The sequence below is a fragment of the Pseudomonas sp. PICF6 genome (assembly GCF_009831705.1).
GTDB lineage: Bacteria > Pseudomonadota > Gammaproteobacteria > Pseudomonadales > Pseudomonadaceae > Aquipseudomonas > Aquipseudomonas rhizophila.
In genome coordinates this window covers 438,448-445,376 of sequence record NZ_WUUD01000032.1, presented here as the reverse complement: position 1 = coordinate 445,376, position 6,929 = coordinate 438,448, and the positions used below count along the sequence as shown (strand labels likewise).

Genomic DNA, 6,929 nt, shown 5'->3' with positions numbered 1-6,929 from the left:
CCCGCCGGTTCCAATGTGGCGGGGATAAATCTCCTCGCCACAAAATAATCGCTGAACCGCTTAGCGCAAAATGACCGGCGCGGTATCCCGTGGCAGGTTGTTGCGCGGCGCAGGCTCGCCGGCTTGTTCGTAGTTCGGCCCGCCAAGTTGTTCGCTCAGTTGCCGCGCTACGTCCTCACCCAGGGCCTTGGACACCTCGCGCACGACTCGCGGGCGGTTGAGGTTGATGCGTACGTCCCGGTGATTCAGCAGCTTGGTGTCCTGGCCTTCACCCATGGCGGTGAAGGCCGAGGTGATTTCGTAGGTTTTGGTGTTGATCAGGCTGAAGTCCGCCACCAGGGTCAAGGCGAGCACCGCCGAGTAGCTGTTGGTATTGGCCAGTTCATTGATGTCGCGGGTGAAGTCGATGTCCGATACGGTGCCGAACAGCACGTAATCGGCGCCCTTGAAGTGCCCGGCCTTGATTCGCTTGATCACGTCATAGACGTCGCCCGTGGACGAAGCGGTGTGGGGCGTGCCTTGCACGAGCTGGAACATCCCGCTGCGCAGGATTTCGCCCTTGATGTCGCCGGTGAACTTGCGCAGTTCGCCTTGCTCGATGTAGCTGGTGGTGGCTTCCATCTCGTCGTAGCTCGACGAAGCGCTGGCGCTGTAAGGGTTCGCCTGGAAGTTGCTCTGGGCCGAAACGGTGTGGATGTATTCCTCCACCCGTTGCTGGTACGCCAGGTCAGTGACCGCGACTTTCGGGGCCGCCTGGGCGCCGAATGCGCAGGCCAGGGCCATGATGCCGATCCATGTGCGCATGGCTTAGCGCTCCGTGGTCTTGCGGATTTCTTTCTCGTCCATCCACTCGGCCAGACCGCTTTCGACGTCGATCAATTGCAGGCTGAATTTGTAGAAGACGTCCTTGTAGTCGCTGCTGCGCTTGACGATCGAGCTGATGGAGCCTTCGAGGCGGTATTTGGCCGCGATCATGTTGCCGGTCTTGGCCACGGTGCTTTTCTTGTACAGGCCGCTCTGGTTTTGCAGCTTGAGCTGGTCAACCTGGCTGTCCATGGCGTTGTTGTCGCTGGCGAAACGTGCCGCACCGGTCTTCATCAATTGGGTCTTGATGCTGGTGGTGATCTCGCGGGTGTCGATGTACTCGCTGGTCTTGTTCTTCACGTCATAGACCTGAACCACCGGGCGGCCCTGCAGAATGCCGGACTGGGCCAGGGAGCGGGTCATGGACTCGGCGATCATTTGCAGGTCGGTGGAGCCGAATTCGTTGGTCACGGTTTCCACGGCCTTGGTGTCGCCGTAGCTGATGTTCTTGCTGCCCAGGACCGGAGAGTTGTTGGCGCAGCCGCTGACCAGCAGGGCGGCCAGGGCGAGGGATGAAATGCGTACAAACATGGGAGTGCTCTCGAAAGCTGAAAAATTAGGGTTAACGCGTGGTGCCAGTCAGTAGAGCCTTTTGTGGGAGCGAGCCTGCTCGCGATAGCGGTCTGTCAGCCAAGCGCATTGCTGGTTGATGCATTGCTATCGCTAGCAAGCTCGCTCCCACAGGTGTGTGGCTCAAGGCGTATTGATTTCCAATCGGAAATCCACAGCCTTGGGGGTCGGTGCGATAGCCGGCAGGAAACTGGTTTGTTCGCCGTACAGCGTCAGGCTTTTCCAGGTTTCTTCCTCGGCAACCGGAAAGCCTTCCGGTCCCAACCAGGCAAAGCGGTAGTACATCGTCTTGTTGTTGAAGCTGGTGTTGCTCAACTGCACATTGACGGTCAGGTAGCCGTTTTCCCGGGCCACGCGCATGGCGCCGACCACGATGTTTTTCTGCTTGCCCATGGCCACGACTTTGCTGGCGGCGCTGCCCGGCTCCGGCGGCGCAGGGGTGGCGCAACCGGCCAGCAAGGCCAGGACACCGAGGGTGATCAGTTTTAAACGCATTTGAACAAGACTCCGTTCTTAAGGTTGCTTGATGCTGGCGACGGCGGTCGGGTTGGTGCTCGGGATCACCTGGGCGGCCAGGCCACCGGCGAAGACCTGATTGCCCACCGCCCGCAGGCTGATGACCTGGTAACGCTGATCGACGGTAACCTTGACCACCGAACCGCCCACCGCGCTCGGCAAGGTGACGTGGTGTTCACCTTTTTTCAGGCGCAGACGCACCACTTGGGTGTAGTCCGGCAGGGTACGCCAGGTCCGGGTGTCCGCGCCTTCCAGCACGGCCGAGGTCAGGCCCACCGCGAGGCCGGCCAGGGGATTGGTTTCGTTGATCTGTTTTTGCGCCACGCCACGGGTGATCGCGCGCACGGTTGTGCGCAGGATGATGCCGGGCATGTCGTCGCGCAGGGCGCGGCGGGACATGGCTGTGGTGCTGTTGAGCTGGGTCAGGTCCAGTTGACGACCGTCGACACCGATTTGAGTGAACGTGGCGGTGGAGGTGTCAGGCTTGATCAGGGGGAATGACAGTGGCGTGATCACCACATTGCCGCTGATGGGCAGGGGCAGGGGAATGCGGATCGAGTCCCGGGACGGCGCCAGGCCGCTCTGCACCACAATCAGGATGTCGCTTTCATCCTTCTTGCCAGCGGGCTTGTCGAGGTTGATCAATGCCTGCTCCAGCAACGGCGTATTCGGACGCAGTTCGGCGGCTTTGCGATAACCCGGAGCGGCCAGGTCTTTTTCGCCCAAGGCTTCATAGACGAACCCGGCTAGGTAATGGCTGAACGCACTCTGATAGCTGTTTTTCAGGCTGATCACTTCCGGCGCGTCGAGGCTGGCCACCGGGTAGCCCTGCAGGTCCTTGTACTCGGTCTTGACCCCTTGCTTCTCGGCGTCTTCCTCGCGCTTGAGGTATTCCTTGTCCCGCAGGTCGGCAATCACCGCTTCGCGCTCGTGGGTTTTCTTGATCTGCATCCGCGCGCCGTCGAAGTCGTTCACGGCCAGCTGGTTCAGGGCCATCTGCGTGGTCAGCATGACCTTTTCGTAGTCATAGCCTTCGTAGCGTCGAACTTTATCGTTGACCAGAAAGCTGCCGAACTGTGCCAGATATTTGCCTGTGTCGAGCTTGACTGCATCTTCCCACTGACCCACCTGCTGATCGGCGCTGGACCAGGCAGCCTGACTGCCGGGCAGGTCGCCCTTGGCGCGCAACAGTTCGCCTTTTTCGAAGAAATACAGCAGGTCTTTGTCTTGGCTGGTGTTGTTCTTCTCCAGCAGGGTCAACGCCGCGTCGACGTTGCCGGAAGCCAGTTGCTGATTGGTCTGGGCCAATTCGCTGTCGTAGTTGCGAAACGCAGAGCAGCCAGACAACAAGGTGATCGCGCCGAGGGCGATCGAAAGAGCGGCACGGGATGCCATGAATACTTCTTCCCTGAGGTATCAGCCGGGGGTGCGGGTCGGGCTGGGACGATCCACGGACGAGCGCCGGGCGCTGTCGGTTCCTCATAACCGGAGGAGCTTTTATGCCTTCGGACAATAAGAGGGCGGCGGGATTATAAACATGGCCGTTGGCTATGTAATGGCTTTTTAATCTCGTAATGCGGTTTTTGTGACATCACTTCCAAGCGTGAAGATCCGATGAAATCTGCTTCAGAAACACATCAACCCTTGAGTCAAGGTCATTGGAAGTGAACAATGTGTTACTTCTTATTTCCATCTGAGAGTCATTCATGACTGCCCCGTACCGTTTTCTGGCCTGGCTAGCGCTGCCGTTGTTTGCGCTATGCAGCGCCAATCTATTGGCCGACACCCTGGAGGGCGCCCCCCAGGCGCTGCATTTACTGGATTACATCGGGGCGGATTATCCGGCGACGGTGCAGGCGGGCAAGGTTGTCGACGAGTCTGAATACCGCGAGCAACTGGAATTTACCCAGCGCCTGGAAGGGCTGATCGTTGCGCTGCCAGCCAAACCTGAAAAAGCAGAGCTGACACAAGGCGTCGGCGCCTTGCGCAGCGCCATCACCGCGCATCAGGACGGCGATGAGGTCGCCCGCCTGGCGCGGCAACTGGGGGCCAGACTGGCGGTGGCGTATGAGGTCAGTCAGGCGCCGGTGATCACCCCGGACCCGGCCCGCGGTGCGCCGCTGTATGCGCAAAATTGCTCGGTGTGCCACGGTGACAGCGGGGCTGGCGACGGTCCCGCCGGTGTCGGCCTGGAGCCTGCACCCGCCAACCTGCGCGATGGGGCGCGCCTGGATCATCTGAGTCTCTACGCGATCTACAACACGCTTGGCATGGGCGTCGAAGGCACTGACATGCCGGCCTTTGCCGATCAGCTCGACGACCGTCAGCGCTGGGACCTGGCGACGTACATCGCCAGCTTCAGCGCCGATCCGGCGGCCGCTAAAAGCGGACAGACCTTTAACCTCGCTGATCTGGCGCGCCAGACACCGGCCGAAATCCTCGCGGCGCAGGGCCCTGAAGCGGCAGCCACCTTTCGCGCCCAGCGTGCCCAGCCGCCACAAGTGCAGCGTGGCCCGGCGCAGTTGCTCGACTACACCGCCACCACCCTGGACAAGAGCATCGCGGCGTATCGCGCCGGTGATCACGACCAAGCCTATGACTTGTCGGTAGCCGCTTACCTGGAAGGTTTCGAGCTGGTGGAAAGTTCGCTGGATAACGTCGATGCCAATGTGCGCAAGGACACTGAAAAAGCGCTGATGGCCTACCGTCAGTCGTTGCAGGATGGCTTGTCGGTCGAGCAGGCCGAGCAGCGCCTGGACGCGGCCAAGGCCAAGCTGACGGAGTCGGCGAATTTGCTGGGTGGCGACGGTTTGAGCTGGTCGTTGAGTTACATCTCGGGCTTGCTGATTCTGCTTCGCGAAGGGCTGGAAGCGATTCTGGTGCTGGCGGCGATCCTGGCGTTCCTGCGCAATACCGGTCAACAGTCAGCGGTTCGCAGCGTCAACGTCGGTTGGGGGCTGGCGCTGCTGGCTGGTCTGGCGACCTGGGGGCTGGCCGCCTATGTGATTGACGTCAGCGGCGCCCAGCGCGAATTGCTCGAAGGCGCAACGGCCTTGTTTGCCAGTGTGATGGTGCTGTGGCTGGGTGTGTGGATGCACGACCGACGTCACGCGGCGGCCTGGCAGGATTACATCAAGAGCAGTCTGGTGGGCGGCGGCGGACGTTTCGGTTTTGCGATCCTGGCGTTTTTCTCGGTCTATCGCGAGCTGTTCGAAGTGATCCTGTTCTACGAAACCCTGTGGCTGCAAGCCGGTCCCGCCGGGCATGATGCCGTGTTGGCTGGCGGCGCCACGGCGCTGGTGCTGTTGGTGGGGTTGGCCTGGGTGATTCTGCGCGGCTCGGCGAAACTGCCGCTGGCGTTGTTTTTCAGCATCAATGCCGGATTGCTCTGCGCGCTGTCGGTGGTTTTTGCCGGTCATGGCGTGAAGGCGCTGCAAGAAGCCGGGATCTTTGGCACCCGTCCGGTGGCGTTCTTCGATTTCGACTGGCTGGGCATTCACGCCGATGCTTATTCCTTGGCCGCCCAAGTGGTGGCGATCGTGGCCATTTTGGTGTTGTACGGGCGCAGTCGGGTGGCGGAGAAGCGTAGGGTCCAGGTTTCCTGAACAGCATTCGCTGCGCTCATAATCGCGGGCAAGCCTTGCTCCCACAGTCAGTATTCGCCTGTGAGAGCAAGGCTTGCCCGCGATGCTTTTAATTAGAGGAAAAACTCAATGCGTGTATGGATCGACGCCGACGCCTGCCCCAAGGCCGCGAAGGAACTGGTGGTCAAGTTCGCCTTGAAACGCCGCTTCGAAGTGGTGCTGGTGGCCGGCCAACCGCAGATCAAGCCGGCCTTGGCCTGCGTGAAGCTGATCGTGGTGCCCAGCGGGCCTGACGCGGCGGACGATTACCTGGTGGAGCATGCCGTGCCGGGTGAGCTGGTGATCTGCAGCGACGTACCGTTGGCTGACCGGCTGGTGAAGAAGGGGGTTGCGGCACTGGATCCGCGGGGCAAGGAGTTCGATGCGCAGAACATGGGTGATCGGCTGGCGGTGCGCAACCTGTTCACCGACTTGCGTGAGCAGGGCCATATGGGCGGCGGGCCGGCAGCGTATAGCGAGCGGGACAAGCAAGGGTTCGCCAATGCGCTGGATCGGATACTGACGCGCTTGGCCCGAACTTCCTGAGTCTGCTCGGACCTCTTGTGGGAGCGAGCCTGCTCGCGATGACGGTGTGTCAGCAAACAGATACATCAACTGAACTGACGCCTTCGCGAGCAGGCTCGCTCCCACATTGAAGGGTGGTGTTACTCGTCATTCTCGTGAGTCAACTCCAGCACCCGGTCCACCAGTTTATTGATCCCCGAAGCCGCTTCGCTGATGTTCTGCGCCAGCATGTAGGCCGGCGTGCTGACCAGCTTGCGCGCAGTGTCTTCGACGATATCGGTGACAGCGCAGTCTTCGTGGATGCCGCCCATTTTGGTAACGGCGGCGGCAGTGTCGGTATCTGTGCCAATGGTACAGGTCACCCCCGGACCATAGATTTTTGCCGCCAGGGCCGGGGAAATGCAGATCAGCCCCACCGGTTTTCCGGCCTCGGCAAAGGCTTCGGTCAGCGCCAGAACCTCCGGCTGGACGGAGCAGCCCGCGCCTTCGACGGCAAAGTTGGAGAGGTTCTTCGCCGCGCCGAAACCGCCAGGCACGATCAGCGCGTCGAAGTCCTCGACGTTGGCTTCGCGCAAATCCTTTACATTGCCCCGAGCGATCCGGGCGGACTCCACCAATACGTTGCGGCTCTCGGGCATCTGCTCGCCGGTCAGGTGATTGATGACCTGCAACTGCGCGATGTCGGGGGCGAAACACTGCACCTGTGCGCCGCGCTGGTCGAGGCGCAGCAAGGTGATCACGCTTTCTTGGATCTCTGCACCGTCATACACGCCACAGCCGGAAAGGATCACTGCAACTTTTTTGCTCATGGGCTTTTCTCCAGATTCATGG

General features: G+C 60.8%; 7 protein-coding genes. 2 read left to right on the top strand and 5 right to left on the bottom strand.

Going from position 1 to position 6,929, the window contains the following annotated elements; all coding sequences use genetic code 11:
• Positions 1-60 precede the first annotated feature (60 nt).
• From GSM73_RS22605 to GSM73_RS22590, 4 genes are all read right to left on the bottom strand, one after another.
• Positions 61-804 carry a hypothetical protein gene (locus GSM73_RS22605; RefSeq protein WP_047226112.1) on the bottom strand — a complete coding sequence of 248 codons (744 nt, stop codon included), beginning with the start codon at positions 802-804 and terminating at the stop codon, positions 61-63.
• A 3-nt stretch (positions 805-807) separates the two neighbouring features.
• Entirely contained in the window at positions 808-1,395 is a 588-nt protein-coding gene (gene lpoB / locus GSM73_RS22600) for a penicillin-binding protein activator LpoB (RefSeq protein ID WP_047226111.1), read from the bottom strand.
• Positions 1,396-1,557: 162 nt separating this feature from the next.
• Positions 1,558-1,929 (bottom strand): YcfL family protein, encoded by a 372-nt coding sequence (locus tag GSM73_RS22595; protein WP_047226110.1) that lies wholly within the window; start codon positions 1,927-1,929, stop codon positions 1,558-1,560.
• 18 nt (positions 1,930-1,947) lie between these two features.
• Positions 1,948-3,345, bottom strand: a complete 1,398-nt coding sequence (locus GSM73_RS22590) for a COG3014 family protein (RefSeq protein ID WP_047226109.1) — start codon at positions 3,343-3,345, stop codon at positions 1,948-1,950.
• A 311-nt stretch (positions 3,346-3,656) separates the two neighbouring features.
• Here GSM73_RS22590 and GSM73_RS22585 point away from each other — a divergent pair, with 311 nt between their 5' ends.
• Positions 3,657-5,555 (top strand): FTR1 family protein, encoded by a 1,899-nt coding sequence (locus GSM73_RS22585; RefSeq protein ID WP_047226108.1) that lies wholly within the window; start codon positions 3,657-3,659, stop codon positions 5,553-5,555.
• A 108-nt stretch (positions 5,556-5,663) separates the two neighbouring features.
• Complete coding sequence (locus GSM73_RS22580; RefSeq protein WP_047226107.1) at positions 5,664-6,119, top strand: YaiI/YqxD family protein; 456 nt, start codon at positions 5,664-5,666, stop codon at positions 6,117-6,119.
• Between the two features lie 119 nt (positions 6,120-6,238).
• Here the strand turns inward: GSM73_RS22580 and elbB are convergent, their stop codons facing one another.
• Positions 6,239-6,907, bottom strand: coding sequence for an isoprenoid biosynthesis glyoxalase ElbB (elbB, locus tag GSM73_RS22575; protein ID WP_160893865.1), 669 nt, complete (start codon positions 6,905-6,907; stop codon positions 6,239-6,241).
• Positions 6,908-6,929: the final 22 nt, after the last annotated feature.